Source organism: Amycolatopsis sp. NPDC028719 (assembly GCF_055565395.1).
Window position 1 is genome coordinate 566,914 of sequence record NZ_JBVHUL010000002.1, and the last position, 24,621, is coordinate 591,534.

Annotated in this window: 30 protein-coding genes and 1 pseudogene; 15 read left to right on the forward strand and 16 right to left on the reverse strand. The window is 72.4% G+C overall.

What is annotated here, in order from left to right:
• Positions 1-7: 7 nt before the first annotated feature.
• A complete protein-coding gene (locus ACZ4TR_RS10675) occupies positions 8-586 on the forward strand; it encodes a DEAD/DEAH box helicase family protein (RefSeq protein WP_465286804.1) in 579 nt (192 codons plus the stop codon).
• Here ACZ4TR_RS10675 and cobA read toward each other — a convergent pair.
• From cobA to rpmB, 5 genes are all read right to left on the reverse strand, one after another.
• A complete protein-coding gene (cobA, locus tag ACZ4TR_RS10680; protein WP_465286805.1) occupies positions 537-1,763 on the reverse strand; it encodes a uroporphyrinogen-III C-methyltransferase in 1,227 nt (408 codons plus the stop codon). The genes ACZ4TR_RS10675 and cobA overlap by 50 nt on opposite strands.
• A gap of 210 nt (positions 1,764-1,973) precedes the next feature.
• Positions 1,974-2,228, reverse strand: a complete 255-nt coding sequence (gene rpsR, locus ACZ4TR_RS10685) for a 30S ribosomal protein S18 (protein ID WP_465286806.1) — start codon at positions 2,226-2,228, stop codon at positions 1,974-1,976.
• Entirely contained in the window at positions 2,225-2,530 is a 306-nt protein-coding gene (gene rpsN, locus ACZ4TR_RS10690) for a 30S ribosomal protein S14 (RefSeq protein WP_465286807.1), read from the reverse strand. Before rpsN ends, rpsR begins: the two co-directional genes overlap by 4 nt.
• A complete protein-coding gene (gene rpmG / locus ACZ4TR_RS10695) occupies positions 2,530-2,697 on the reverse strand; it encodes a 50S ribosomal protein L33 (RefSeq protein WP_003091682.1) in 168 nt (55 codons plus the stop codon). Before rpmG ends, rpsN begins: the two co-directional genes overlap by 1 nt.
• Positions 2,697-2,933 (reverse strand): 50S ribosomal protein L28, encoded by a 237-nt coding sequence (rpmB, locus tag ACZ4TR_RS10700; protein WP_086678645.1) that lies wholly within the window; start codon positions 2,931-2,933, stop codon positions 2,697-2,699. Before rpmB ends, rpmG begins: the two co-directional genes overlap by 1 nt.
• Before the next feature lie 78 nt (positions 2,934-3,011).
• Between rpmB and mrf the strand changes: the two genes are divergently transcribed.
• From mrf to ACZ4TR_RS10740, 8 genes are all read left to right on the forward strand, one after another.
• Positions 3,012-4,262, forward strand: coding sequence for a ribosome hibernation factor-recruiting GTPase MRF (mrf, locus tag ACZ4TR_RS10705; RefSeq protein ID WP_465286808.1), 1,251 nt, complete (start codon positions 3,012-3,014; stop codon positions 4,260-4,262).
• Entirely contained in the window at positions 4,259-4,513 is a 255-nt protein-coding gene (locus ACZ4TR_RS10710) for a type B 50S ribosomal protein L31 (RefSeq protein WP_465286809.1), read from the forward strand. Before mrf ends, ACZ4TR_RS10710 begins: the two co-directional genes overlap by 4 nt.
• The gene (rpmF, locus tag ACZ4TR_RS10715) at positions 4,513-4,662 is read left to right on the forward strand and encodes a 50S ribosomal protein L32 (protein WP_465286810.1); all 150 of its coding nucleotides are present in this window, start codon (positions 4,513-4,515) and stop codon (positions 4,660-4,662) included. Before ACZ4TR_RS10710 ends, rpmF begins: the two co-directional genes overlap by 1 nt.
• Positions 4,659-5,714 carry a GTP-binding protein gene (locus ACZ4TR_RS10720; protein WP_465286811.1) on the forward strand — a complete coding sequence of 352 codons (1,056 nt, stop codon included), beginning with the start codon at positions 4,659-4,661 and terminating at the stop codon, positions 5,712-5,714. Before rpmF ends, ACZ4TR_RS10720 begins: the two co-directional genes overlap by 4 nt.
• Positions 5,715-5,793: 79 nt before the next feature.
• Positions 5,794-6,228, forward strand: coding sequence for a MarR family winged helix-turn-helix transcriptional regulator (locus ACZ4TR_RS10725; protein WP_465286812.1), 435 nt, complete (start codon positions 5,794-5,796; stop codon positions 6,226-6,228).
• Positions 6,225-7,919, forward strand: a complete 1,695-nt coding sequence (locus ACZ4TR_RS10730) for an MFS transporter (RefSeq protein WP_465286813.1) — start codon at positions 6,225-6,227, stop codon at positions 7,917-7,919. The genes ACZ4TR_RS10725 and ACZ4TR_RS10730 overlap by 4 nt, the downstream gene beginning before the upstream one ends.
• Positions 7,916-8,656, forward strand: a complete 741-nt coding sequence (locus ACZ4TR_RS10735; protein ID WP_465286814.1) for a dienelactone hydrolase family protein — start codon at positions 7,916-7,918, stop codon at positions 8,654-8,656. The genes ACZ4TR_RS10730 and ACZ4TR_RS10735 overlap by 4 nt, the downstream gene beginning before the upstream one ends.
• Positions 8,657-8,669: 13 nt before the next feature.
• Entirely contained in the window at positions 8,670-8,942 is a 273-nt protein-coding gene (locus tag ACZ4TR_RS10740) for a DUF6295 family protein (protein ID WP_465286815.1), read from the forward strand.
• Between the two features lie 6 nt (positions 8,943-8,948).
• Here ACZ4TR_RS10740 and ACZ4TR_RS10745 read toward each other — a convergent pair whose 3' ends face one another.
• The 3 genes from ACZ4TR_RS10745 to ACZ4TR_RS10755 are packed head-to-tail and all read right to left on the reverse strand — an operon-like array spanning position 8,949 to position 11,842.
• Positions 8,949-10,364: a pyridoxal phosphate-dependent decarboxylase family protein gene (locus ACZ4TR_RS10745; RefSeq protein WP_465286816.1), complete on the reverse strand. Its 1,416-nt coding sequence runs from the start codon at positions 10,362-10,364 to the stop codon at positions 8,949-8,951.
• Positions 10,351-11,664 (reverse strand): MFS transporter, encoded by a 1,314-nt coding sequence (locus ACZ4TR_RS10750; RefSeq protein WP_364519534.1) that lies wholly within the window; start codon positions 11,662-11,664, stop codon positions 10,351-10,353. Before ACZ4TR_RS10750 ends, ACZ4TR_RS10745 begins: the two co-directional genes overlap by 14 nt.
• Positions 11,665-11,707: 43 nt before the next feature.
• Complete coding sequence (locus tag ACZ4TR_RS10755) at positions 11,708-11,842, reverse strand: hypothetical protein (RefSeq protein WP_465286817.1); 135 nt, start codon at positions 11,840-11,842, stop codon at positions 11,708-11,710.
• Between the two features lie 16 nt (positions 11,843-11,858).
• On the opposite strand from ACZ4TR_RS10755, the gene ACZ4TR_RS10760 reads away from it, so the two are divergent.
• A complete protein-coding gene (locus ACZ4TR_RS10760) occupies positions 11,859-12,335 on the forward strand; it encodes a GNAT family N-acetyltransferase (RefSeq protein ID WP_465286818.1) in 477 nt (158 codons plus the stop codon).
• 20 nt (positions 12,336-12,355) lie between these two features.
• Here the strand turns inward: ACZ4TR_RS10760 and ACZ4TR_RS10765 are convergent, their stop codons facing one another.
• Positions 12,356-13,381: an LLM class F420-dependent oxidoreductase gene (locus ACZ4TR_RS10765; protein WP_465286819.1), complete on the reverse strand. Its 1,026-nt coding sequence runs from the start codon at positions 13,379-13,381 to the stop codon at positions 12,356-12,358.
• A 9-nt stretch (positions 13,382-13,390) separates the two neighbouring features.
• The gene (locus tag ACZ4TR_RS10770) at positions 13,391-14,308 is read right to left on the reverse strand and encodes an oxygenase MpaB family protein (protein WP_465286820.1); all 918 of its coding nucleotides are present in this window, start codon (positions 14,306-14,308) and stop codon (positions 13,391-13,393) included.
• Positions 14,309-14,395: 87 nt separating this feature from the next.
• Here ACZ4TR_RS10770 and ACZ4TR_RS10775 point away from each other — a divergent pair, with 87 nt between their 5' ends.
• The 5 genes from ACZ4TR_RS10775 (at position 14,396) to ACZ4TR_RS10795 (ending at position 19,189) form a co-directional block, all read left to right on the forward strand.
• The gene (locus tag ACZ4TR_RS10775) at positions 14,396-14,986 is read left to right on the forward strand and encodes a TetR/AcrR family transcriptional regulator (RefSeq protein WP_465286821.1); all 591 of its coding nucleotides are present in this window, start codon (positions 14,396-14,398) and stop codon (positions 14,984-14,986) included.
• A 66-nt stretch (positions 14,987-15,052) separates the two neighbouring features.
• Positions 15,053-15,838, forward strand: coding sequence for an IclR family transcriptional regulator (locus ACZ4TR_RS10780; protein ID WP_465286822.1), 786 nt, complete (start codon positions 15,053-15,055; stop codon positions 15,836-15,838).
• Positions 15,839-15,933: 95 nt separating this feature from the next.
• Positions 15,934-17,742, forward strand: a complete 1,809-nt coding sequence (locus tag ACZ4TR_RS10785; RefSeq protein ID WP_465286823.1) for a glycosyl transferase — start codon at positions 15,934-15,936, stop codon at positions 17,740-17,742.
• Positions 17,743-17,760: 18 nt separating this feature from the next.
• Positions 17,761-18,609, forward strand: coding sequence for a DUF4397 domain-containing protein (locus ACZ4TR_RS10790; RefSeq protein WP_465286824.1), 849 nt, complete (start codon positions 17,761-17,763; stop codon positions 18,607-18,609).
• On the forward strand, positions 18,599-19,189 hold the full coding sequence (locus ACZ4TR_RS10795) for a class F sortase (RefSeq protein ID WP_465286825.1): 591 nt from the start codon (positions 18,599-18,601) through the stop codon (positions 19,187-19,189). Before ACZ4TR_RS10790 ends, ACZ4TR_RS10795 begins: the two co-directional genes overlap by 11 nt.
• On the opposite strand, the gene ACZ4TR_RS10800 is transcribed toward ACZ4TR_RS10795, so the two are convergent.
• The 6 genes and pseudogenes from ACZ4TR_RS10800 to ACZ4TR_RS10825 form a co-directional block, all read right to left on the reverse strand.
• Positions 19,186-20,289: an LLM class flavin-dependent oxidoreductase gene (locus tag ACZ4TR_RS10800; RefSeq protein WP_465286826.1), complete on the reverse strand. Its 1,104-nt coding sequence runs from the start codon at positions 20,287-20,289 to the stop codon at positions 19,186-19,188. The genes ACZ4TR_RS10795 and ACZ4TR_RS10800 overlap by 4 nt on opposite strands.
• Complete coding sequence (locus ACZ4TR_RS10805; RefSeq protein ID WP_465286827.1) at positions 20,286-21,302, reverse strand: ABC transporter substrate-binding protein; 1,017 nt, start codon at positions 21,300-21,302, stop codon at positions 20,286-20,288. Before ACZ4TR_RS10805 ends, ACZ4TR_RS10800 begins: the two co-directional genes overlap by 4 nt.
• Positions 21,289-21,990 carry an ABC transporter ATP-binding protein gene (locus ACZ4TR_RS10810; RefSeq protein ID WP_465286828.1) on the reverse strand — a complete coding sequence of 234 codons (702 nt, stop codon included), beginning with the start codon at positions 21,988-21,990 and terminating at the stop codon, positions 21,289-21,291. Before ACZ4TR_RS10810 ends, ACZ4TR_RS10805 begins: the two co-directional genes overlap by 14 nt.
• Positions 21,975-22,792 (reverse strand): annotated as a pseudogene (locus ACZ4TR_RS10815) (ABC transporter permease). Before ACZ4TR_RS10815 ends, ACZ4TR_RS10810 begins: the two are co-directional and overlap by 16 nt.
• Before the next feature lie 125 nt (positions 22,793-22,917).
• On the reverse strand, positions 22,918-23,628 hold the full coding sequence (locus ACZ4TR_RS10820) for an MBL fold metallo-hydrolase (RefSeq protein WP_364519562.1): 711 nt from the start codon (positions 23,626-23,628) through the stop codon (positions 22,918-22,920).
• 16 nt (positions 23,629-23,644) lie between these two features.
• Complete coding sequence (locus ACZ4TR_RS10825) at positions 23,645-24,601, reverse strand: zinc-binding dehydrogenase (protein ID WP_465286829.1); 957 nt, start codon at positions 24,599-24,601, stop codon at positions 23,645-23,647.
• Between the last annotated feature and the right edge of the window lie 20 nt (positions 24,602-24,621).

Below are 24,621 nucleotides of genomic sequence, written 5' to 3' on the forward strand. Positions count from 1 at the left end.
TCCGCCCGTGCCTTTGGTGTGGGTGACCGGCAACTCCGGGACCGGCAAGTCGGCGGTCTGCGTGTTCCTGAAGAGCCAGGGGAAGCTCGCGGTCGACGCGGACTGGGAGGGCTACAACCACTGGGTGGACCGGACGAGCGGACAGGTGGTCGCCGATCCCCCTGATCCGGTGCCGGCGGGCTGGCTCGACCGCTTCGGGTGGGAGACCAGCCGCGCCGAGGTCGAGTCCCTCGCGGCGAGAGCTCGCGAGGACATCGCGTTCTTCTGTGGATCCGCCGAGAACGACGCGGACCTGCTGGACCTCTTCGACCTCGTGGTCTGCCTGACGGTCGACGACGACACGCTCCGGGACCGGCTCCTGACCCGCACGTCGAACTCCTTCGGCAAGCACCCGGAGGAGCTGGCTGCGGCCCTCGAAGCCAATGCGGGTGCCGAGGCCGCCTACCGGCAGCTCGGGGCGACGATCGTCGTCGACGGTCGCCGCCCGCTCGCCGAAGTCGCCGACGCGATCCTGGCCGCCGCCGGCCGGCTGTCCCCTACGCGGGCCGAACCGGGGCCAGGCCGGCCACCGGGCCGATCACGATGATCGCCGGCGGCCGGACGCCCGAGGCCGCCGCGTCGGTGACCACCGCGTCCAGAGTGGACCGGAGGGTGCGCTGGGTGCGCATCGTGCCGTCCTCGACGATGGCCACCGGGGTGTCCGCCGGGCGGCCGCCGTCCAGCAGCGCCTTCGCGAACTGCGGCAATCGCTCCACGCCCATCATCAGCACGATCGTCCCCCGCAGGCGGGCCAGCAGCTCCCAGTCGACCAGGGACCGGTCGTCGCCCGGCGCGACGTGGCCGGAGACCACCACGACCTCGTGCGCGACGCCGCGGTGGGTCACCGGGACGTCCGCCACCGCGGGGACCGCGAACGCGCTCGTGATGCCCGGGACCATCGTCACCGGGACGCCCGCCTCGGCGCAGGCCAGCACCTCTTCGAAGCCGCGGCCGAACAGGTACGGGTCGCCGCCCTTGAGCCGGACGACGAACTTGCCTTCCTTGGCCTTCTCGATCAGCGTGCTGTTGATGACGTCCTGGCTGGCCGCGCGGCCGTAGGGGATCTTGGCCGCGTCGACGATCTCGACCTCGGGGGCGAGCTCGTCGAGCAGCTCGCGCGGCGCCAGCCGGTCGACGACCACGACGTCCGCGCGCGAGAGCAGCCGGCGGCCGCGGACGGTGATCAGCTCGGGATCGCCGGGACCGCCGCCGACCAGCGCGACGCCGGGGAGGCTGCCCTCGGGGTGCGGCTGCCGGCCGTCCTCGATCGTGCCGTTGTGCAGGCCGTCGAGCATCGAGTCGCGGACCGCGGCCGAGCGCAGCGGCTCGCCGCCGGAGAGGACGCCGAACAGCAGCCCGCCGTGACGGCCGGACGCCGGGGTCACCGCGGAACCCGACTCGCCTTCGTCGGCGCGGACGCAAAAGACCCGCTCGCGCTCGGCCTCGGCGCAGATCGCCGCGTTCACGTCGGGGTCGTTCGTGCAGGCCAGCGCGTACCAAGCGTCGCGGAGGTCGCCCTCGGTGTAGCGGCGCCGATGCCAGACCAGCTCGCCCGCGTCCACCATCCCCTGCACCGACGGCGTCGTGTGCGGCGACACCAGTTCGACGCGGGCACCCGCGCCGATGAGCCGGGGCAGCCGCCGCTGGGCGACCGAGCCGCCGCCGAACAGCACGACGCGGCGGCCCGTGAGCTGGAGGCCGGAGAGGTAGTGCGGGTCGTCCATGGGCGGGAGTTTATTGACGGTTCACCCGCGCGCCAGCCCAGCGTGGGTCACGCCACGCCGAAGACCGGCCACGCGAGGCCGGACGCGGTCACCCGGGCGCCGGCGCCCGGCCGCGCGCGAGCGCCCCACCGCCGGCGCCGGCGGTCGGCGTGGCGGCGGTGGCCGACCGGACTGCCGGCCGCCGGGCGTGACCCGCCCGGCGGCCGGAGTTCAGCTCGCGCGACCCGACGCCGGGTACGGCAGCAGGGCCATCTCGCGCGCGTTCTTGATCGCCGTGGCAACCTGTTTCTGTTGCTGCGGCGTCAATCCGGTGACGCGGCGGGCGCGGATCTTGCCGCGGTCGGAGACGAACTTGCGCAGCAGGTCGACGTCCTTCCAGTCGACCTCGGTGACCTTGTTGGCGCGCAACAGGTTCACCTTGCGCTTGGCGGGACGGTCGCGGTTCGGCTTCGGCATCCGGCTCACCAGCTCGACTTCGCGACGCCGGGCAGCTCGCCGCGGTGCGCGGCTTGGCGCATCTTGACGCGCGACAGCCGGAACTTCCGCAGGTAGCCCCGCGGACGTCCGTCGGCGGCGTCGCGGTTGCGGATGCGCGTCGGGCTCGCGTCGCGCGGCAGCTTCTGCAGCGCGACGACCGCTTCGCCCTTCTCCTCCGGCGATGACGACGGCGAGGCGATGACGGCCTTCAGCGCGCGCCGGCGGTCGACGTACCGCGCCGCGATCACCTTCCGCTGCTCGTTCTTCGCGATCTTGGACTTCTTGGCCATCAGCGTTCTTCCTTGAACTCGACGTGCTTGCGCGCGACCGGGTCGTACTTGCGCAGGACCATCCGGTCGGGGTCGTTCCGCCGGTTCTTCTTCGTGACGTACGTGTAGCCGGTGCCCGCGGTCGACCGCAGCTTGATGATCGGCCGGACGTCGGTGCTCTTCGCCATTACAGCTTCACTCCCCTTGCCTTCAGCTCGGCCACGACGGCCTCGATGCCGCGCTTGTCGATCGTCTTCATGCCCTTGACGGAAACCCGCAGGCGCACCCAGCGGCCCTCACTGGGCACGAAATACCGGCGGTTCTGCAGGTTCGGCTCCCAGCGCCGCGACGTACGGCGGTGCGAGTGCGAGACCTGCTTGCCGAAGCCCGGCTTGCGGCCGGTGACCTGGCACACGGCGGACACGGACCCTCCCGAGTTGATAGTGGTTGTCGTTTTCATTTACTCTACGCACCGTACCCCGCCCGTATTCCTGGAGCACTCGTGACCCCTCACCCCCGCGTCCCGCTCGTCCTCGTGAGCGGCCTCGCCCCGGGACCGAACGCCGAACTCGCCGAACTGCTGCGCGTCGCCGGGCCCGGCACCGCCGTCGTCCACCACGACCTGCGCGAGATCCACTCCGGCGTGGTCCGCCGCCGGCTCCGGCTGGAACAGCGCGACCAGCTCACCGTGCTGGAGCTGGCGCACGGGTGCGTGTCCTGCACCCTGCGCGAGGACCTGCTTCCCCTGCTGCGGCACCTCGCCCGCATGCCTCAGGTCCGCCGGATCGTCGTCCGGCTCGACGAGGCCATGGAGCCGGAGCCGGTCAGCTGGGCGATCCGGGACGTCCTGGTCGGCGACCACCCGGTCGGCGACGACGTCGACCTCCGCGCGGTGCTCACCGTCGTGGACTGCGCGACCTTCCTCTCCGACGCGACCGGCGACGACGTCCTCGCCGAGCGGAACCTGCAGGCCAGTCCGGAGGACGAGCGGACCGTCGCCCAGGTCGCGCTGTCCCAGGTCGAGTTCGCCGACGTCCTCGTGCTGGCCGGCGCGGCCGGCGACGCGTGGACCGCCGCGAAGGCGTCCGCGGTCCTCGACCGGGTCGCGCCGTCGGTCCCGCGGGTCGAACTGTCGCGGATCGACGGGCACAGCGTGCTCGACGCCGTGCCGGAGGACGCCCGCCGCGGCGAGGTCACCGACATGCACGGCGCGCTGCTGCGCGGCGAACCGCCCGTGCACGTCGACTGCGGCATCGGGCTGGTCACCTTCACCGCCCAACGGCCGTTCCACCCCGAACGGCTCCACGACGCGCTCGACGTGCTGCTCGACGGTGTCGTCCGCACCCGCGGGCGGGCTTGGGTGGCGAGCCGGCCCGACATCGCGTTCTGGATCGAGTCGGCCGGCGGCGGCCTGGGCATCGGCCACGCCGGACCGTGGCTCGCGGCGCCGGACGGTCCGGAATGGACGGACGTCTCCGCCGAGCGCCGCACCCTGGCGTCGCTGCGCTGGCACCCCGTGCACGGCGACCGCGCGCAGGAGCTCGTCGTGGTGACGGACCAGACAACGCCCGACGAGATCGACGCGGCCCTGCGCGGCGCTTTACTCACCGAAGAAGAACTGGCCGCCGGCCCGGAGGTGTGGCAGCGCTACCCCGACCCGTTCGGCGACTGGCACGAAGAACCGTGCGAGGACACCGAAACCGACCCGGCGCGGCATGACGCGACCGCGGTGAACCGAAAGGAAGACCAGTGAAGACAGGCATCCACCCCGACTACCACCCCGTGGTGTTCAAGGACTCGTCCACCGGCGACGCGTTCCTGACCCGCTCCACCATCACCTCGGACAAGACGATCGAGTGGTCCGACGGCCGGACCTACCCCCTGGTCGTGGTCGACATCAGCTCGTGGTCGCACCCGTTCTGGACCGGCACCCAGCGGATCATGGACAGCGCCGGTCAGGTCGAGAAGTTCCACCGCCGCTACGGGAAGCGGGGCACGCGCTGATGGCCGTCCCGAAGCGCAGGAAGTCGCGCAGCAACACCCGGTCCCGGCGCGCGCGGTGGAAAGCGGCGGTGCCGGACCTGGTTCCGATCAAGGTCGACGGCGAGGTCCAGCTGGTCCCGCGCCGGCTGATGCGGCACTTCCACGCATGACCGTCCCGGTCACCGTCCTGTCCGGCTTCCTCGGCGCCGGCAAGACGACGCTGCTCAACCGCATCCTCGCCGACCGGTCGGGGATGCGGGTGGCGGTGATCGTCAACGACATGAGCGAGGTCAACATCGACGCGGCGCTCGTGCGCTCGCGGGAGCGTCTCGTCGAGCTGACCAACGGGTGCATCTGCTGCACCCTGCGGGAGGACCTCCTGGAGGAGGTGTCCCGGCTCTGCGCCGAGGGCCGCTTCGACCACGTGCTGATCGAGTCGAGCGGGATCTCCGAGCCGATGCCGGTGGCGGCGACGTTCACCTTCCTCGACTCGGTCGCCCGTCTCGACACGATGGTGACGGTCGTGGACGCGGCGAACTTCGCGCGGGAACTGGCGGCCGGCGACTCCCTCGTGGAGCGCCGGCTGGACCAGTACGAAGACGACGAGCGGACGGTCAGCGACCTGCTGGTGGACCAGGTCGAGTTCGCCGACGTGCTCTTGCTGAACAAGACCGACCTGGTTCCGCCTCCGGAGGTGGACCGCCTGGTGGCGACGCTGCGGCGGCTCAACCCGGCCGCCGACGTCGTCACGGGCAGCTTCGGCGAGGTGCCCCTCGACCGGGTCTTCGGCACCGGCCGGTACGACGCGGTGAAGGCCCAGGAAGCACCAGGCTGGGTCGCCGAGCTGAACGGCGACCACGTGCCGGAGACCGAGGAGTACGGCATCTCCAGCGTGGTCTTCCGCGCCTCGCGGGCGTTCGACCCGGCGGCCCTGTGGGACTTCGTCGCCCGGCGGCTGGACTCCGGTGAGTTCGGGACCGTGGTGCGGTCCAAGGGGTTCTTCGCGCTGGCGTCCCGGCCCGGGGTGACCGGCCTGTGGTCCCAGGCGGGGACGGTGGCCCGGTTCGAGCCTCAGGGCGTGGCGGACGAGCCGCGCCAGGAACTGGTGTTCATCGGCGTCGACCTCGCCGGGGAGGCACTGCTGGCCGCGTTGCGGGACTGCCTGGGAGATGCGACCGGACCGGATCCGTTCCCGGACTGGGGTCCGGTCCACGTCCACTGAGCGAAAGCTCCCGGCTCACCCGATAGCGGGCGAACGTCCGAGTTGATCAACCCAGGTTTATCAGCCTAGGTTGACGATCGTGACGGACGAGGAGCTGCTCCAGGCGAGCACCGACCTGCGCGTCGCCCTGGGGCGGCTGATCCGGCGGCTGCGGCAGGGGTACGTCGTCGGCGAGCTGACCCTGCCCGAACGTTCGGTGCTCTCCCGGCTCGACCGCGAGGGTCCGGCCACGCCGGGGTGCCTGGCCGACCTGGAACGCGTCAAACCACAGGCCATGGGGGTCACGCTCGCCGGGCTCGTCGACCGCGGGCTCGTCGAGCGGCGCAAGGACGACTCCGACGGCCGCAAGGTGCTGATGTCGGTCACCGAGGCCGGGGTCAAGCTGCTCACCGACCGGCGCTCGCGTACGACCCAGCTGATGGCGACCGCGCTGGCCGAGAAGTTCACGGCGGCCGAGCAGCGCGAGCTCGTCACCGCCATCCCGCTGATCGAGCGGCTGGCGGGCGAGCTGTGACCGCGCCGCCGGCCACGAGCGGCCGCTACAAGTGGGTCGCCCTCTCCAACACCACGCTCGGCGTGCTGATGTCCGCGCTCGACGGCTCGATCGTCACCATCTCGCTGCCGGCGATCTTCCGCGGCATCGGCCTCGACCCGCTCGCCCCGGGCAACATCGGTTACCTGCTCTGGATGATCCTCGGCTACCTGCTGGTGCAGGCCGTGCTGGTGGTGACGCTCGGGCGCCTCGGCGACATGTTCGGCCGGGTCAAGATGTACAACCTCGGCTTCGTCGTCTTCAGTGCCGCGTCGGTGGCCCTGTCGTTCGACCCGTTCCACGCCGGCGGCGGGGCGCTGTGGCTGATCGGCTGGCGGGTCGTGCAGGCCGTCGGCGGGTCGATGCTGACGGCGAACTCGGCCGCCATCCTGACCGATGCCTTCCCCACCGAACAACGCGGGATGGCGCTCGGCGTCAACCAGATCACCGCGCTGGCCGGGCAGTTCCTCGGCCTGGTCGCCGGCGGGCTGCTCGCCGAGATCGACTGGCGCGCCGTGTTCTGGGTGAGCGTCCCGTTCGGGTTGCTCGGCACGATCTGGTCGATCCGCAGCCTCCGTGAGGTCGGCACGCCGAAGCGCGCGAAGGTCGACTGGGGCGGCAACGCCACCTTCGCCGCCGGGACCGCGGTGCTGCTGGCCGCGATCACCTACGGCATCCAGCCCTACGGCGGCGCCGCGACCGGCTGGGGCAGCCCGTGGGTGCTCGGCGGGATCGGCGCCGGGGTGCTGCTGCTCCTGCTGTTCGGCGTCATCGAGACCCGGGTCGCGGCGCCGATGTTCCAGCTGGGCCTGTTCAAGGTCCGCGCGTTCGCCGCGGGCAACGTCGCCGCGTTGCTGACGTCGGTCGCCCGTGGTGGCCTGCAGTTCATGCTCATCATCTGGCTGCAGGGGATCTGGCTGCCCCTGCACGGGTTCGACTACGAGCAGACGCCGTTGTGGGCGGGCATCTACCTGCTGCCGCTCACCGTGGGGTTCCTGATCGCCGGGCCGGTGTCGGGCTACCTGTCCGACCGGTTCGGGGCACGGCTGTTCTCCACCGGCGGGCTGCTGCTGGTCGCGGCGGCGTTCCTCGGGCTCTTGGCGCTGCCGGTGGACTTCCCGTACCCGGCGTTCGCCGCGCTGCTCGTCGTCAGCGGGATCGGCCAGGGCATGTTCTCCGCGCCCAACACCTCGGCGATCATGAGCAGCGTGCCGGCCGAGCAGCGCGGGGTGGCGTCCGGGATGCGGGCGACGTTCCAGAACTCCGGGACGTCGTTGTCGATCGGCGTGTTCTTCTCGCTGATGATCGCCGGGCTGGCGTCCTCGCTGCCGCAGACGCTGACCGGCGGGTTGCAGGCCCACGGCGTCCCGGCGTCCGTCGCCGACGGCGTCGCCCAGCTGCCGCCGGTCAGCACGCTGTTCGCGGCGTTCCTCGGCAGCAACCCGGTCGGGCACCTGCTCGGCCCGGACGTCCTGGCCGGGCTCGCCCCGGCCGACCGCTCGGCCCTGACCGGCGGGGACTTCTTCCCCCAGCTGGTTTCCGGGCCGTTCCACCACGGCCTGGTGGTCGTGTTCACGGCGGCCGCGGTGATGGCCGTCGTCGCCGCGGTGGCTTCGGCCTCACGCGGCAAGCGCTACTTCCACACCCCCGAGGGATCGAAGGAGTTTCGATGACCGACGAGATCGTCGCCGGGACCGTCACCATCACCGGCCACGGCGGTGACGAGCTCGAGGCCTACCTGGCCAAGCCGACCGACACGACACCGCGCGGCGGCGTCGTGGTGATCCACCACATGCCCGGCTACGACGCGGCGACGAAGGAGATGGTGCGCCGCTTCGCCGTCGAAGGCTACAACGCGCTCTGCCCCAACCTGTACACGCGCGAAGCACCGGGCGCCGACCCGGACGACGCGGCCGCCACGGTCCGCGCGGCCGGCGGCGTCCCGGACGACCGGCTCGTCGGCGACGTCTCCGGCGCGGCGGACTACCTTCGCGCCCTCGAGAACGCGAACGGCCGCATCGGGGTCATCGGGCACTGCTCGGGCGGCCGGCAGGCGTTCCTCTCCGGCTGTTCGCTCGACCTCGACGCGGCGGTCGACTGCTACGGCGCGTTCGTCGTCAACGACCCGCCGGAGGCCATGAAGCAGATGAAGCCGCTGCTCGGCCTGGCACCGCAGCTGTCGTGCCCGCTGCTGGGACTCTTCGGCGCCGACGACCAGTTCCCCGGCCCGGACGAGGTCGCGGTCCTGGCGGCCGAGCTGGAGAAGCTGGGCAAGGAGCACGAGTTCCACACCTACGCGGGCGCGGGCCACTCGTTCTTCTCCGTCGACCGCCCGAGCTACCGTCCCGAAGCCGCGAAGGACGGCTGGGAACGCATCTTCGACTTCTACTCCCGCACGCTCACCGCCTGAGAGGACCCCGCTCATGTGCACGTATCTGACCGAGAAGTTCGCGCTCGAAGGCAGCGGCAAGGGGGCTCGCGGCTGGTTCCGCCTGAACGAGGGAACCGTGTACGTCGACCACCCGGTCCACGCGCCTTACGGGCACACGGTGAACATCGACTTCCGCAACCCGGGGCTGGGCGCGTCGGCCCGCGTCGCCCTCGAACTCACCGAGGAAGACGCGCTGGCGCTGGCAGACGCGATCCACGCGGCCGTCGAGTCCGCCCCCGCGGGCCTCGCTTCCCGCAACCAGTAGCCCAAGTCACGGGGTGTAGAGGGCGCCGAGGAATTCCAGCAGGAGGCGTTCGCGGAGGGGTGCGGGTGCCGTGGCGAGGAGGGCGTTGATCGGCGCCATCCGGTCCGGCAGCCCCGCAGCGCCGCCCAGGCCGGCCGCGGCGAGAAGGCCGGCGAACTGGTCGGACGTCAAGGTCGCCGGGTCGAGGGCCGCGACGAAGTCGGCCACGGCGGCGTCGATGACCACGGGACCGGCCGCGCGGGCCGCGTCGACCGAAGCCGCCAGGTCCGTCAGGAACTCCTTCTCGCTCCCGTGGTTCGCCGCCGTCACCGTCAGGTGCAGGTTCACCGGGGACGCCAGGTGCGCGAACTGCGGCTGGACGTACCAGCCGCGGACCTTCATCTCGTCCGCCACCGTGAACAGGTCGAAGCCGTCGTCGCCGGTGAACGCGATCAGCGTCGACACCGGGTCGCCCAGCACGCGGAGTCCGGGCAGCTCGCCGATGCCGGACCGGATCCGGGAAACCGCTTCCCGTGTGGACGCCGCCAAGCGCAGGTAGCCGTCCTCGCCGAGGTGCCGGACCACCGCCCACGCCGCCGCCGGCGGACCGCCCGACCGCGTGCTCTGGATCGTCGTGTTCAGCATCGTGTAGCCCGGCCAGGTCGCGCTCGCGAAGTAGTGCGAACGCCGCAGCTCCGCCGACGCGTGCAGCAGCACCGAAGTCCCCTTCGGGCAGTACGCGTACTTGTGCAGGTCCACCGAAATGCTCGTGACGCCGGGGACGCGGAAGTCGAACGGCGGGACGTCGGCGCCGAGGCGCGCGAAGTACGGCAGCACCCAGCCGCCGATGCACGCGTCGACGTGCATCCGGACGCCACGCTCGAGAGCCGCCGCCGCGATCTCGGAAATCGGGTCGAGCACGCCGTGCGCGTACGACGGCGCGCTCGCCACCACCAGGACCGTCGAATCATCGATCGCCGCCGCCATCGCCGCCGGGTCCGCGCGGAACGTCACCGGGTCGACCGGGACGTCGATCCGCCGCAGCCCGAACAGGTGCGCCGCCTTGTGGAACGCCGCGTGCGCGGTGGTCGGCAGCACGATCGAGGGCGAGGCGATCTCCGGGTGCGCGTCCCTGGCGGCGAGCACCGCCAGCAGGCACGACTCCGTGCCGCCGGAAGTCACCGAGCCGACCACACCCGGCACTGAGCCGAGCAACGCAGACGCCGCGAGAACGAGGTCGTTCTCCATCCGCAGCAGGCTGGGGAACGCCGTCGGGTCGAGGCCGTTGGCCGACGACGCCAGCGCGTGCGCGGCGGCCCCCAGGGAGTCCACTTCGGACATCCCGCTGTCGTAGACGTACGCCAGGGTCCGGCCGCCGTGCGTCGGCAGGTCCCCCGCGCGCAGCTCCCGCAGGGCCGCGAGGACGTCCTCAGGCGGGTTCATGGCGCGGCTCCAGGACCTTGCGCCGCAGCAGCGGCAGAGCCAGCGCGATCAGCACGCCGGGCACGATCGACGCCCCGACGAGGATCGCCACGATCGCGCTGTGCGGCTGGGCGGCCGTGGCGTCCGTGCTGGACACGTAACCGCCGAACGCGAGGATGAGCGCCCACAGGCCACCGCCGAAAGCGAGCCCCAGGGTCTCCCCCGCGGTCCACACGCCCGCCGCGATCCCGGCGCGGGTCTCGCCGGTGCGCTCCTCCTCCGCCGTGATCAGGTCCGGCAGGATGGCCAGCGGGAACACCGAAATCCCCGCGTACCCGACGCCGCACAGCGCGACGAAGACGAACGTCACGACCAGCGGGATCTCCTGGGCGAAGACCAGGCCGAGCAGGCCGATCGCGAACGTCGCCGTCGCCAGGCGGAAGCCGTTCAGCTTGCCGACCCGGTCGCCCAGCCGCGGCCACAGCGGCATGGTGACCAGCGCCGGGCCGACGAAGATGACGAACAGGATCGTGCCGTAGCCGTCGTTGCCGAGGATGCGCTGCGCGAAGAACGGGATCGCGGCGAGCACCGTGCCGATGCCCAGCGCCTGGATGAAGTACGTGCCGAGCAGCCAGCGGAACGGCCGCCAGCCGGCGAGCGTGCGGACGAGCTCCTTCAGGTTCACGGTGTTCGGCCGCAGCGAGCCGACCGGCGCGTCCTTGAGGCCGAAGTACACGAGCAGCGTCGCGGCCAGCACGATCAGCCCGATCACCACGGCCATCACGCGGTAGCCGGCGACGCCCTCGATCGCGGAGGTGATCGCCGGGGCGCCGCCGCCGCAGATCAGGATCGTCACGGCCAGCACGCCGATGCGGACGCTGGTGAGTTTCGTGCGCTCGGTCGCCGACTCGGTCAGCTCGGCGGGCAGCGCGTTGAACGGCACCTGGAACAGCGCGTACGCCGTGGCGCAGAGGGCGAACGTGATCGCCACGTACAGCGCGTCCGGCAGCGGGGTGCCGAACCCCGGGTGGGCGAACATCGCCGCGAACAGGATCGCGACGCCGATGCCGCCGATCAGCAGGAAGCGCCGCCGGCTGCCGGTCTTGATCAGGTCGGCGTCGGACAGCCGGCCCGCGATCGGGTTGAACAGGACGTCCCAGGCCTTGGGCACGAACACGATCGCCGCGGCCCAGCCGGCGGGCACGGCCATCGTGTCGGTCAGGTACTTCACCAGCACGAGCCCGGGGACCGTGCCGAAGGACCCGGTGACGAACGAGCCGAGCGAATAGCGGAACCTCGTCCGGCCGGACAGCGTCGCCATGGTCCTCCTCGCAGAGCGGATTCCGAGTTCACTACAGAGGGGATCAGTAGTGGATCTCGGCCCGCACCGGGTAGTGGTCGGGGGGAATCGTGCCACCGTCGTAATGCACCGGCCGTACCGGGCCGACCTCGGCGTGTCCGTACGCGGGCGGCGCGCAGCGGCCGAGGAGTGCCGGCACGCGCCAAGATGGACGGGTGCCGAAGTGCGAAGTCCGTCCCGCTGCCCCTGCCGAGTTCGAAGCCGTCGCCGGGCTGCGGTGGCGCTGGGTCGCCGAGCGCGACGGCCTGCCCGAAGCCGGCCGCGAAGCGTTCGTACGCGCCTTCGCCACCTGGGCGCGGGCCAACGCTGCCACTCACCGGTGCCTGGTCCTGGTGCGCGAAGACCGGGTGATCGGGATGGCGTTCCTGGCGATCACCTCGCGCGTGCCGGCGCCGGCGGTGTTCTCGCGGGCCTCGGGGGACGTGCAGTGCGTGTACGTAGTGCCGGAAGCCCGCGACGAGGGCCTCGGCGGCCGGCTGATCGACGCGGCCCTGCGGCTGGCCGCGGAGCTCGGGCTGGAGCGGGTCACCGTGCATTCGTCGGAACGCGCCGTGCCGGCCTACGAGCGGCGCGGGTTCGCCGCGTCACCCCAGCTGCTGCAGACCGCGCCGCCCGGCGGGCGGGACACCTGAGGTCCGCCCGCCGGCGGGCGTCAGCCCAGGGCGTCGGCGATCTTCGTCAGCGTCGCCGCGTCGCCGCGCAGGAGCAGCTGGGTGACCACCGTTTCCTCCCAGGCCTGCAGCTCGTCGCGGATCTTCGCCGGCGGCCCGATCAGGGACGTGTCCTCCACGAGTGACGTCGGGATCGCCGCGGTCGCCTCGTCCTTGCGGCCCGCCAGGTAGAGCTCCTGCACCTTGTCCGCCACGTCCTCGTAGCCGAGGCGGGCGAAGACGTCGTGGTGGAAGTTGACGCTCTTCGCGCCCATCCCGCCGATGTAGAGCGCCAGCGACGGCTTGATCCACGACGCTGCCTCCTCGACGTCGTCGTGCACGATCACCGGGATCGAGCACGGCACCTCGAACGTGGCGAAGGTGTGCCGGGCGCCTTCGCGGGCGAACCCCTCCTCCAGCGCCGCCTTGTAGAAGTCGTTGCTCTTGGGCGAAAAGAACAGCGGCAGCCAGCCGTCGCCGATCTCGGCGGCGAGGGCGACGTTCTTCGGGCCCTCCGCGGCCAGGTGGATCGGGATCTCCTTGCGCAGCGGGTGCACGGTCGGCTTCAGCGCCTTGCCGAGCCCGGTCCCGCCCTGGAGCGGCAACTGGAAGTGCTGGCCGTCGAGGGTCACCGGGGCCTCGCGGGCGATCACCTGCCGGACGATGTCGACGTACTCCCGCGTCCGTGCGAGGGGCTTCGGGTACGGCTGGCCGTACCAGCCCTCGACGACCTGCGGCCCGGACGCGCCGAGCCCGAGCACCATCCGGCCACCGGAGAGGTGGTCGAGCGTCATCGCGCTCATCGCCGTCGCGGTCGGGGTGCGCGCCGCCATCTGGACGATGTTGGTGCCGAGGCGGATCCGGCTGGTCGACGCGCCGTACCAGGCCAGGGGCGTGAAGGCGTCCGAGCCGTACGCCTCCGCCGTCCACACCGAGTCGAAGCCGAGCTCCTCGGCCTTGAGCACCGCTTCGAGTGCGCCCGGGGTCGGCCCGCTGCCCCAGTACCCGACGTGGAATCCCAGCTTCACGAATGCCTCCTAGACGTTCGGCGCGTAGTGCTCGGGCTTGCCCCGCTCCGGCAGCGGCGGCAGGTTCCTCCGTGGAGTCTCGACCAAGGCGGCGTCCGGAGCCACCTCGCCGCGCGCCCGGCGCCAGCCGGCCCGGGCCCGCGGGTGGTAGCGGCGGTCGTGCGGGACGAGCTTGAACACGGCGTTGATCAGCTTCCCCACGCGCCGGTGCCGCCGCGCGTCCCGCTCGGTCCAGCGCAGCCCCAGCAGGTCACGGACCTCGCGGTCGTACAGCCCGGTCGTCAGCCAGACGAAGGTGCGGGCGATCAGCGCGCTGACCGGCCGCCAAAGCGGGTCCGGCAGCCAGGGCAGGAACGGCGGTTTCGCGATCCCGCGGAGGTCGAGGACGTCCCGGGTGGCCTTGTTGTCCTCGAGGACCTCGGCGCACATGTGCTTCCAGTACCGCCGGAAGTCCTCCCAGCTCTCCGGCACCGGCCGCATCGTCATGTCGTACATCCGCCACCACGTGACGTGCTCGTCGAACAGCCGCCGCTTCTCCGCCTCGCCGATGCCGCCCATGAAGTGGTCGGCGATGAGGATCGTGCTGACGAAGAACGTCGAGTGCGCCCAGTAGTAGGTGTCCGGGTCGAGCGCGTGGTAGCGCCTCCCGAGCGCGTCGACGCCCTTGATGCGGTCGTGGTAGCCGCGGACCTCCAGAGCAGTCCGGTGCGCGCGAGGCCCGTCGTAGACGACCCCGCCGATCGGGTAGAGCGAGCGGAAGAGCCGCTGCCAGCGCTCCTCGAAGAACCGCGAGTGCTGCTCGACGCCGGCGCCGAGACCCGGGTGCATGTTCTGCATCGACCCCGCCCACAACGCGATGAGCAGGCCGCGCCAGTCGCCGAAGTACTTCCACGTCAGCGAGTCGGGGCCCAGCGGTTTCGGCGTCATCGGGAGCGCTCCTCGTCGAGTCGGAACTGACCACGGCTGTTGTCAGGCTAGGATCTGACAACAGACGTAGTCAACCGAGGAGCGATCATGCCGGGCCGCACGTGGGCGGGCACGACCCTGGACGACCGGAAGGCGCTGCGGCGCGAGCAGCTCGTGTCCGCGGGCCTCGAGCTGCTGGGCACCGAAGGCTCGGCCGGGACGAGCGTGCGCGCGGTCTGCCGGCACGCGAAGCTCACCGAGCGGTACTTCTACGAGAGCTTCGCCGACCGGGAAGAGCTCGTCGCGGCGGTCTACGAACACGTCGGCGAGCAGGCGCGGCAGGCACTGGTCGACGCGGTGCGGGACGCCCCGACCCCGGTCCTGCGCGCCGAACACGCGGTACGCGCGTTCGTCGAGCTGATCGTCGACGACCCCCGCAAGGGCCGGATTCTGCTCCTCGCGCCGCTCACCGACCCCGCGCTCACCCGCCGGGGCCTGCACCTGCTGCCGGTGTTCGCCGCGCTCGTCGGCGAGCAGCTGTCCCACGGCGACGAGACCGAGCGCCGGCTGATCGCCGTCGGGCTGGTCGGGGCGCTGAGCAACGTCTTCATCGCCTACCTCGACGGCTCGCTCAAGGTCTCCCGCGAGCGGCTCGTCGCCCACTGCGTGCGGCTCGTGCTCGGCGCCGACGACCACTGACCTCACCTCCGCTGACCGGTGACCGTGCTCGTGACACTGGCGGGGACGATCGGGCACACTCAACCCATGCGTACCGCTGGGCGGAACGACGGCGCGAGCGGCGACGGTCTCGTCGCGGCCCGGCTCGCCGCGCTCCTGGAAGCCTTCCGGCCGGGCGACGAGACCCTCGGCGTCTCCGAGCTGGCCCGCCGGACCGGCCTGGCGAAGACGACCGTGCACCGATTGGTGGGACACCTCGCCGTAACCGGCCTCCTCACCCGCGAGGACGGCGCGGTGCGGCTCGGGCTGCGGCTGTTCGAAATCGGCCAACTCGCCTCACCCCGCCGCGGACTGGTCGAAGCGGCCCGCCCGTACCTCGCCGACCTCCGCGAAGCGACGCGCAACACCGTCCACCTCGCCATCCTCGAAGGCACCGAAGTCGTCTACCTCGACGTGCTCCGCGGTCCGGACGCGCCGACGCTGCCCTCACGCATCGGCGGCCGGTTCCCCGCACACGCCACCGGGGTCGGGAAGGCGATCCTCGCGTTTTCTCCGGAATCCGTGGTGAACCAGGTGATCGACGCCGGATTACCCAGGATCAGCCCGAAGACGATCACCGTGCCGGGCCTGCTGCGCCGGCAGCTCGCCCGGGTCCGCGAGGACGGGATCGCCTTGGAACGCGAGGAATCCGGCGTCGGCGTCGTGTGCGCGGCCAGCCCACTGCTCGATGCCCGCGGCGTCGCGGTCGCCGCGGTTTCGATCTCCGGCTGGGCCAACCGGATGCGGACCGAACGGGTCTCGCCCGCGGTCCGCACGGTCGCGCTCGCGTTGACCCGGACACTCTCCGGATCCACTCGAGACAGTCGGAAATAATCTTGCGGGACAACGCTTTCCCCAGCTCTAGGCCGTCCGGCTGACGTGACCGTCCCGAGCTGGACGGGTGATCGGCAGCGGCTACGATCCGTCGAATGGCCCAGCACAGCCGGGGGACGACGTTCCCGGGCCGCTCCCCCGCGACGCAGCCCGAGCCGGCGGCCGGTCACCGGTTGCTGTCGCTCGACATCGTGCTCGCGCTGCTGGCCCTCGCCGGCGGCCTGCGAGTGCTCTACCTCGCCGCCCCCGCCCCGGCGCTGCCCACCGAAGCCGCGAACGTCGCCCACGCCTACGCGCTCGGCCACCTCACGCCGTTCACCGACGCGGGTGGCGCCGGCGTCAGCCCGTTCGGCTGGTGGCAGCTGTCGGCCTACACGATGGTCTCGGACGCGTTCGGCCGCTCGGCCACGGCGCTGGCGGCGGTCCGCGAGACAATGCTCGTCGCCGCGCTGGCCGGTGCCGTACTGCTGTGGGTGCTGGCGCGCCGGCTCGGCCTGACGCGGTGGGCGGCGGCCGTCGCGGTGCTGCTGGTCGCGGCCTCACCCCTGGCCCTGGGCCTGCAGCGGCTGGTCGTCGTCGAGCACCTGGCGGTGGGGTGGGCCCTGGGTGCGCTGGTGCTCGTCACCCGGCCCGATGCCCGGATCCGGCACGACATCCTCGCCGCGGTGTGCCTGCTGGCCGCCGTGCTCACCTCGCCGCTGGCGCTGTTCTTCCTGCCCGCGGCCGGCTGGCTGCTGGTGCGGCGCGCCCCCGTGCGGGCCGCGCTGGTGGCGGTGCTGCTCAACCTCGGGCTCGGCATCGCGTTCGGCCCGGCGGCGGGGATCCTCCGGCCGCACCTCGCGGCCGCGGGCCGCCCGTCGGCCGCCGACTGGGTCGCGCTCGACCCGGCGTGGGCGGTGCTGTCGACTGTCGCGCTGGTGGCCGCGCTGGCCGTGACGTCCCTGCGCCCGTTCGCGGTGTCGGGTCTGCTGCTCGCCGCCGCTCTGGCGATACCGGGCGTGCCGGACACCGCCGTCCTCGCGCTGCTGCTGCCGGTGACGCCGTTGCTGCTGGCCGGGATCGTGCAAGCTCTCACGCGGCAGCGCGTCCCCGCTCACCGATGGGAGGCGAAGCAGGGAACCGGCGTCGCGCTCGGCACGGCCGTCCTTCTCGCGATGGTCGCCGCCGGCTGGGTGTACGGCTACCCGGCCCTGCACCCCTCGACCGACCGGGGCGGACCGATGGCCGACGCGCGGGAGTGGTTGCGCGCCAACGCTTCCGGCTCCCGCGTCCTCGTCGACGACGCCGCCTGGGCCGAACTCGCCCAGGCCGGCTGGCCGACCGGCATGCTCGTCGCGCCCGCCGCGTGCGCGGCCGCCTGCCCGCTCGCCGAGTGGGCCGTCTTCGCGGACGACGCGACCGACCTCCGCAGCCGCTATCCGGCCCTCGAAGCCGCCTTCGACAACGCCGGCGCGACCGCGGTGTTCGGCACCGGCGAGCGCCGTGTCACCGTCTCGCGTCTCGGCCTGCCGCCGGCCGACCCGGCCGCGCCGTCGGAGTCGTCGGCGCGCGCCCACGCCGGCGAGGCCCTCCAGGCGTCGGCCCGCATCACCTTCGCCCCGGACGCCGCCGCCCAGCTCCGCGCGGGCCGCGTCGACCCCCGGCTGATCGCGACGATCGCCGCGCTCGCGGCCCTGGAACCGGTCCGGGTCGCGGCGTTCCCCGAGGTCCCCGGCGAAGACCCCGCCGGGCAACCCCGCCGCCGGGTCCTGCTGACCGGCGGCGAAGACGGCGCGGCCGCGTTCTACACCGGCCAGCGCGACCTGTTCCGCCCCTCGTCGGTCGCCCGGACCGGCGGCGGCGTGCTGGTCACCTATCCGCTGTTCGCGCCCCCCGGACTGCTCGTCCCCTTCTCCTCCCCCTGACCAGCGAAAGGCCCTCCGATGCGCACTCTCCCCCGGCGATTGCTCAGACCCGGCGGGCTGACCGCCGCGGCCCTCCTCCTCGTCGCGCTGACGCCGGTCACGGCCGAAGCGGCGACCGCCCCCGGCCCGGGCGTCGGCTGGATCCGGGTCGGTCACCTCTCTCCCCAGGTCCCACCGGTCGACATCTACTTCGCGCCGTTCGGCCAGGCCGAAAAGGTCGTCATCCGCAAGGCCGGCTACGGCGCGGTCACCCCGTACTCCTCGCTCGGCCCGGGCAAGTACACGCTGTCGATGCGGCCCGCCGACGCCGCGGCCGGCACCCCGCCGGCACTGTCGGCGACGATCGACGTCGCCGAGCGCAGCGCCTACTCGCTGCTGGTCTTCGCGAACGGCCCGGACGGCACGCTCAAGGGCGACCTGGTCACCGACGACCTCACCGCGCCGGGTGCGGGCAAGGGCCGGATCCGGGTGGTCGAAGGGTCGGCGGCGATCGCGCCGGTCAGCGTCGAAGGCCCGCAGGGTGTCTCACTCGCCGAGGACGCGCCCTACGGCCAGACGTCGTCCTATGTGGACGTTCCGCAAGGACGCTGGCCGCTGCGGCTGTCCGGTGGCTCGGTGAAGTCCACCGCCGACGTCGACGTCAAGGCCGGGACGTCCACGACGCTGCTGGTCACCGAGAACGCCGGGGCGCTCAAGGCGAATCCGATCTCCGACGGCGGTTCGCTGCCCGAACCGCCGAAGCTGGGCGTCGAGACCGGTGGCGGCGGCACGGCGCCGTCGTCCGGCCTGCCGCCTTGGCCGGCGTTCGCCGCTGCCGGGCTGCTGGCCGCGTTCGTGCTCGGACGCCGGCTGGTCCGTGCGCGCTGACCTCGGCGCGCTGCTCGTCGCGGTCCTGCTGGCCGCGGGCTGCTCGGCGACCCCGCCCCCGGTTCCATCCTCGTCCTCGGTTCCGCCGGCGCCGGTGGCGAGCGGGCCACAGCCGCTGCCCCCGGCCGCCGACGTCCGCCCGGTGCGGCTGCGGATCCCCGCCATCGGCGTGGACGCGCCCGCGCTCGTCCCGCTCGGGCTCGATGCCGACCACGAGCTCCAAGCGCCTGGACGCTTCGAAGACGTCGGCTGGTACGCCGCCGGCCCGGTGCCGGGAGACCCCGGGCCGGCGGTGATCGCCGCGCACGTGGACTCCCGTTCCGGGCCGGCGCCGTTCTTCCGGCTGCGCGACCTGCGCGACGGTGACCAAGTGTTCGTCGCGCGCTCCGACGGCCAGGAGACCCGGTTCGTCGTGGACGCCGTCCAGCGCTACCCGAAGAACGCCTTCCCGACCGACGCGGTTTACGGGCCGGCGCCGGGCAGCGCCTTGCGGCTCATCACCTGTGGCGGCAGCTTCGACGCGGCGAAACGGTCCTATCGCGACAACATCGTCGTCTACGCCTCGACCCGCTGGGGTTAGACCTCCTTGATCAGCCCGCGCCGGGCCAGCTCGGGCCGCACGCCGTCGCCGAACCAGTACGCCTCTTCGAGGTGCGGGTAGCCCGACAGGACGAACTCGGTGACGCCGACGCTGTGGTACTCCTCGAGCAGGTCGGCGACCTCGCTGTGGCTGCCGACCAGCGCGGTCCCGGCGCCGCCGCGGACCAGGCCGACGCCGGCCCACAGGTTCGGGTGGATCTCCAGCCCGCGGACGCCGCCGTCGGTCCGGCCGCCGTGCAGGGCGACCATCCGCTGCTGCCCGACCGACTCGCTCGCCGCGAGCTGCGCCTGCGCCTTGGCGACCTGCTCCGGGCTCAGCGCGTCGAGGAGCTTCTGCGCCTCCGCCCACGCTTCGGCCGAGGTGTCGCGAGAGATCGTGTGCAGCCGGACGCCGAACCGGACCGGCCGGTCGCCGGCCAGCTCGCGGACCTTGCCGATCTTCTCGGCCACCTGCGCGGGCGGCTCCCCCCAGGTCAGGTAGACGTCGGCGTGCCGGGCCGCGACCGGCAGCGCGGCCGGCGACGAGCCGCCGAAGTAGATCGGCGGCACCGGGTCCGGCGCGGCCAGCGTCGTCGCGCCTTCGACGCGCAGGTGCTCGCCTTCGAAGGTGAACGGCTGCCCGGACCAGACGCCGCGGACGATGGTGAGGAACTCGTCCGTGCGCGCGTACCGGGCGTCGTGGTCGTGCCAGTCGCCGAACCGCCGCTGCTCCACGGTGTCGCCACCGGTGACGATGTTGAGCAGCACGCGGCCGTTCGACAGTCTTTGAAAGGTGCCCGCCATCTGCGCCGCGAGCGTCGGGGAGAGGACGCCGGGGCGGAACGCGACCAGGAACTTCAGCCGGGTCGTCTCGCGGATCAGCGCGGCCGTGGTGAGCCAGGCGTCCTCACACCACGTGCCCGTCGGGGTCAGGACGCCTTCGAAGCCCTGGCGTTCGGCGGCGCGGGCGACCTGGGCGAGGTAGTCGAGGTCGGGTTCGCGCTGCGCCGACGGGCCCTGGGACCGGTTGGCGTGGAAGCGTTCCACGATCGTGCGGCCGTCGCCGCTGGTGGGCAGGAACCAGTGCAGCCTGATGCTCATCCGTTGCTCCTCGCCTGATCCAGGCCGGAGGCGAACCGCCGGTCGGCGAACGCGGCGAAGTCCACCTTGCCCGGCAGCGTCTTCTCGTCGGTGAAGGCGTCCGCGAGCTGCTGTTCGGAGGCCACCACGGAGTCGTCCAGCGCGATCGGCCGGTCACGGCCCGCGTCCACGGCCTTCTGAGCGACCTCGGGCTTCAGCCCGGTCTCCTTGGCCCACGCCGCCGCCCATTCCGAGCGGTGCGTGTAGGCCCACTTCTGGGCCTTGACCACCCGGATCACGAAGTCGCGGATCGCCGCGTTCTTGCCGGGGTCGGCCAGCGCCGCGGTGCTCGCGGTTTCGAAGGCCAGCCCGTTGGACGCGCCCCGCCCGTCGGCGAGCACCCGTGCCTTGGCCTCGATCTGGGCCTGCGCGGTGTAGGGGTCCCAGATCGCCCACGCGTCGATCGTGTGCTGGGTGAACGCCGCGTAGGCCTCGGACGGCTGCAGGAAGCTCACCTTGATGTCCTTCGTGGACAGTCCGTTCTTGTGCAGCGTGTTCAGCAGCTGGCCGTGCGCGGAACTGCCCTTCGCGACCCCGACCGTCTTGCCCTTCAGCGAGGCGACGTCCGTCAGCGGCGAATCGGGCGGGACGAGGATCGTCTCCCGCTCGACGTTGCTGCGCGCGACGCTGACGACCGCGATCTTGGCCTTCGCCGCGGCGGCGAAGATCGGCGGCGTGTTGCCGACGCGCCCGAGGTCGATCGCCGCCGCCGAAGCCGCTTCGAGCAGCGGCGGCCCCGAGGTGAAGGTGGACCACTCGATCTTGTACGGCGTGCCGTCGAGCTGGCCGGCCGCGGTGAGCAGCGACTTCACGCCGCCCTTCTGGTCGCCGACCTTCAGCGTCACCTTCGCCAGGTCGGCCGCGCTCACCGGGCCCGGCACGGCGGCCGGTCCCGGGTCCGAGCCCGTCGCCGAGCCGCACCCGGTCAGCACCAGCGCCGTCGCGACGACGGCGATTCCCTTACGCCACTGCATCTTCGGTCACTCCCAGGTCCGCCAGCACGCGCCGGCGGAGGTCGTCGTGGTCGGCTTCGCGCGGCCGGTGCTCGGCCACGATCCGCCCGCCGTCGAGCACCAGGACCCGGCCGGCGAGCCGCAGGGCCTCGTCGATGTCGTGGGTCACCAGCAGCACGCCCGGCTGGTGGCGCTGCCAGAGGTCCTGGACCAGCCCGTGCATCGCGATCCGCGTGAGCGCGTCGAGCGCGCCGAAGGGCTCGTCCAGCAGCAGGAGATCGGGTTCGCGCACCAGGGCACGGGCCAGCGAGACGCGCTGGGCCTCGCCGCCGGACAAGGTGAGCGGCCAGTCGTCGGCGTGGTCGGCCAGGTGCACCTCGCCGAGCGCCTTCTCGGCCAGCGCGCGGTTGCGGGACTTCGCGACGCCGTCCTGACGCAGGCCGAGGACGACGTTGCGCCAGACCTTCCGCCACGGCAGCAACCGGGGTTGCTGGAAGGCGACCGAGACGGTGCCGGTCACGTCCGCGCGGCCGTCGACGTCGTCGTCGAGACCGCCCAGCACGCGCAGGAGCGTCGACTTGCCCGATCCGCTGCGGCCCAGCAGGGCGACGAACTCGCCGCGGTCGACGGTCAGGTCGAGGCCGGAGAGGACGGTCCGGTCCCCGAACCGCTTGGTGAGGTCCCGGACCTCGGCTACCGGGTGCGCCATCGCAGCACCTTCCGTTCGAGCAGCCGGACCAGCGCGTCGGTGACGAGGCCGAGCACGGCGTACAGGACGAGGCCGACGACCACGACGTCGGTGCGCAGGAACTCCCGCGCGTTGGTGATGAGGTAGCCGACCCCGGCGTCGGCGTTCACCGTCTCGCCGACGATCAGCGCGAGCCACGCGAGCCCGAGCGACTGCCGCAGCCCGACGAGCGCCTGCGGCAACGCGCCGGGGAGGATGACGTGCCAGAGCCGTTCCGTGCGGCTGAAGCCGAGCGCCCGCGAAGCCTCGACGAGGTTGGGGTCCGCGCCGCGGATTCCCGAGTGGACGTTCAGGTAGAGCGGGAAGGCCACGCCGAGCGCGACCAGCACGATCTTGGTTTCTCGCCGATGCCGAACCACAGGATGAACAGCGGGATCAGGCCCAGGAACGGCAAGGTGCGCAGCATCTGCACGGGCGGGTCGACCAGCGCTTCGCCCCAGCGGGAAAGCCCGGAGACGATGCCCAGCAGGACACCGATGACGGCGCCGATCGCGAACCCGGCGCCGACGCGCCCGAGCGACACGGCGAACGCGGTCCCGAGTTCGCCGCTGCGCGCGACTTCGACGCCGGCCTGCACCACCGTCCACGGTGAACTGAGCTTGTCGGGCGGCAGGACGCCGGTGGCGCTCGCGATCTGCCAGGCGGCGACGAGCGCCACCGGGCTGATCCAGCGCCGCAGGTCGGGCCGGCGCACCGTCCGGCGCGGCGGCCCTTCGGCGCGTTTCCGGGCGCGCGGAAGCACGCCCGTGGTGGAAATCGACACGGATTTCTCCCGGGGACGGGGATGTTCGGGCTTGCGTGATCCCGACAGTCGAGCCCCGGCCGGGCAAAGTCAATCGGTGCCCAGTCCGTGAAATAGCGGTGTTTCAGCCCGTGGAACGCCCTTGATCAGCCGCCGAACATGACCTTCCACTCGTCGAGCGACCGCGGCCGGTACACGAAGTTGGTGCGCTTGACGTCGGACAGCGCGGCCGACGGTTCGGCCGAGTACTGGTGCCCGGGGTAGACGACGGGGTCGCCGGGCAGGCCGGCGAGGGCCTGCAGGCTGCGGTAGATCTCGTCGGCGTCGCCGCCGGGGAAGTCGGTGCGGCCGCAGCCTTCGAGGAAGAGCGTGTCGCCGGAGACGAGCTTGTCCTCGACGAGGAAGCACTGGCTGCCGGGCGTGTGGCCGGGGGTGTGCAGCATCCGCACGGGAATCGACCCGACCTCGAGGACGTCGTCGTGGTCGTGCGCGCGCAGGTCGGTGTCCTCGACCCCGGTCACGCGGCGGACCCATTCGCTTTCGGCGCCGTTGACGTGGATCGGCACCGGCCGGATCGCGAGCAGCTCGGCGATCCCGGGCAGCTCGAACCCCATCATCGCGCCGCCGACGTGGTCGGGGTGGTGGTGCGTGGCGAGCACGCCGGTGAGCCGCATGCCATCGGCGTCGAGGACGTCGAGCAGGTCCTGCACGGCGTAGGCCGGGTCGACGATCACCGCTTCCTTGGTGTCCCGGTCGCCGATGAGGTAGGCGAAGTTCACCATCTGCGTCGCGACCGGGTCGCCGACGGCGAAGTCCCGCCCCGCGAGCAGCTGCCGGAAGTAGAGCCGATCTGCCATGGCCACACCCTACGGGTCAGCTTTCCGACGGGGTCAGCACGATCCTCCCGAACACCTCCCCGGCCTGCATCTTCCGGTGCGCCAGTACCGCTTGCTCCAGCGGGAGCACCTCGTGCACGACCGAGGTCAGCTCTCCCTTGTTCGCCGCGGCGAACACGCCCGCCATCGCCGCGCGCCGGTCGGCCCAGGGGATCGTGTCGGCGCTGAACGTCGCGAACGACAGCGACTTCCGGAACGCCGTGATCAGCTCTTTGCCGAAGTCGGCCGGCGGCTCGCCGGCGACCACGCCGACCGCCACCATGCGACCGTTCGGCTTCAGCTTGGTGATGAACCCGGGCAGCCCCGGGCCGGCGATGACGTCGACGATGACGTCGTAGGTGTCCGGGCCGTCGCCGGCGCGGTTCAGGACGTGCGTCGCGCCGAGTTCGCGCAGCCGCTGCCCGCGCTCCGGCGACGACGTCGTGACCGCGGTCGCGCCGGCGCCGGTCGCGAGCTGGACGGTCATGATCCCGATCCCGCCGGCCGCGCCGCGGACCAGCACCGACTCGCCCGGGGTGAAGTGGGCTTGGCGTAGCGCGAAGTGCGCCACCACGCCGGAGCTGCCGAGCGTCACCGCGTCGATCGGGGTCAGCGGCTCCGGCAGGGGGACGAGCGTCTCCACGGGGGCGACGGCTTGCTCGGCGTAACCACCACCACCGCCGCCGGTGAACGCCCACACGCGCCGGCCGAGCCACGCCGGGTCGACGCCGTCACCGGCCGCCGTCACGGTACCCGCGATTTCGCGGCCGAGGACGTGGCCGGACCGGAAGCCGTAGGTGGCGAGGGCGCCGCTGAGGATGACGGCGTCGACCCCGCCGACACCGATCGCCTCGGTGGCGATCAGCACCTCTCCGGCGCCCGGGTCGGGGTCCGGGAGGTCGATGACCGTGAGGCCTTCAGGGGCCCCGAATGTCTGTACCGCAACCGCTTTCATGGGCCCGACGGTAGTGGACG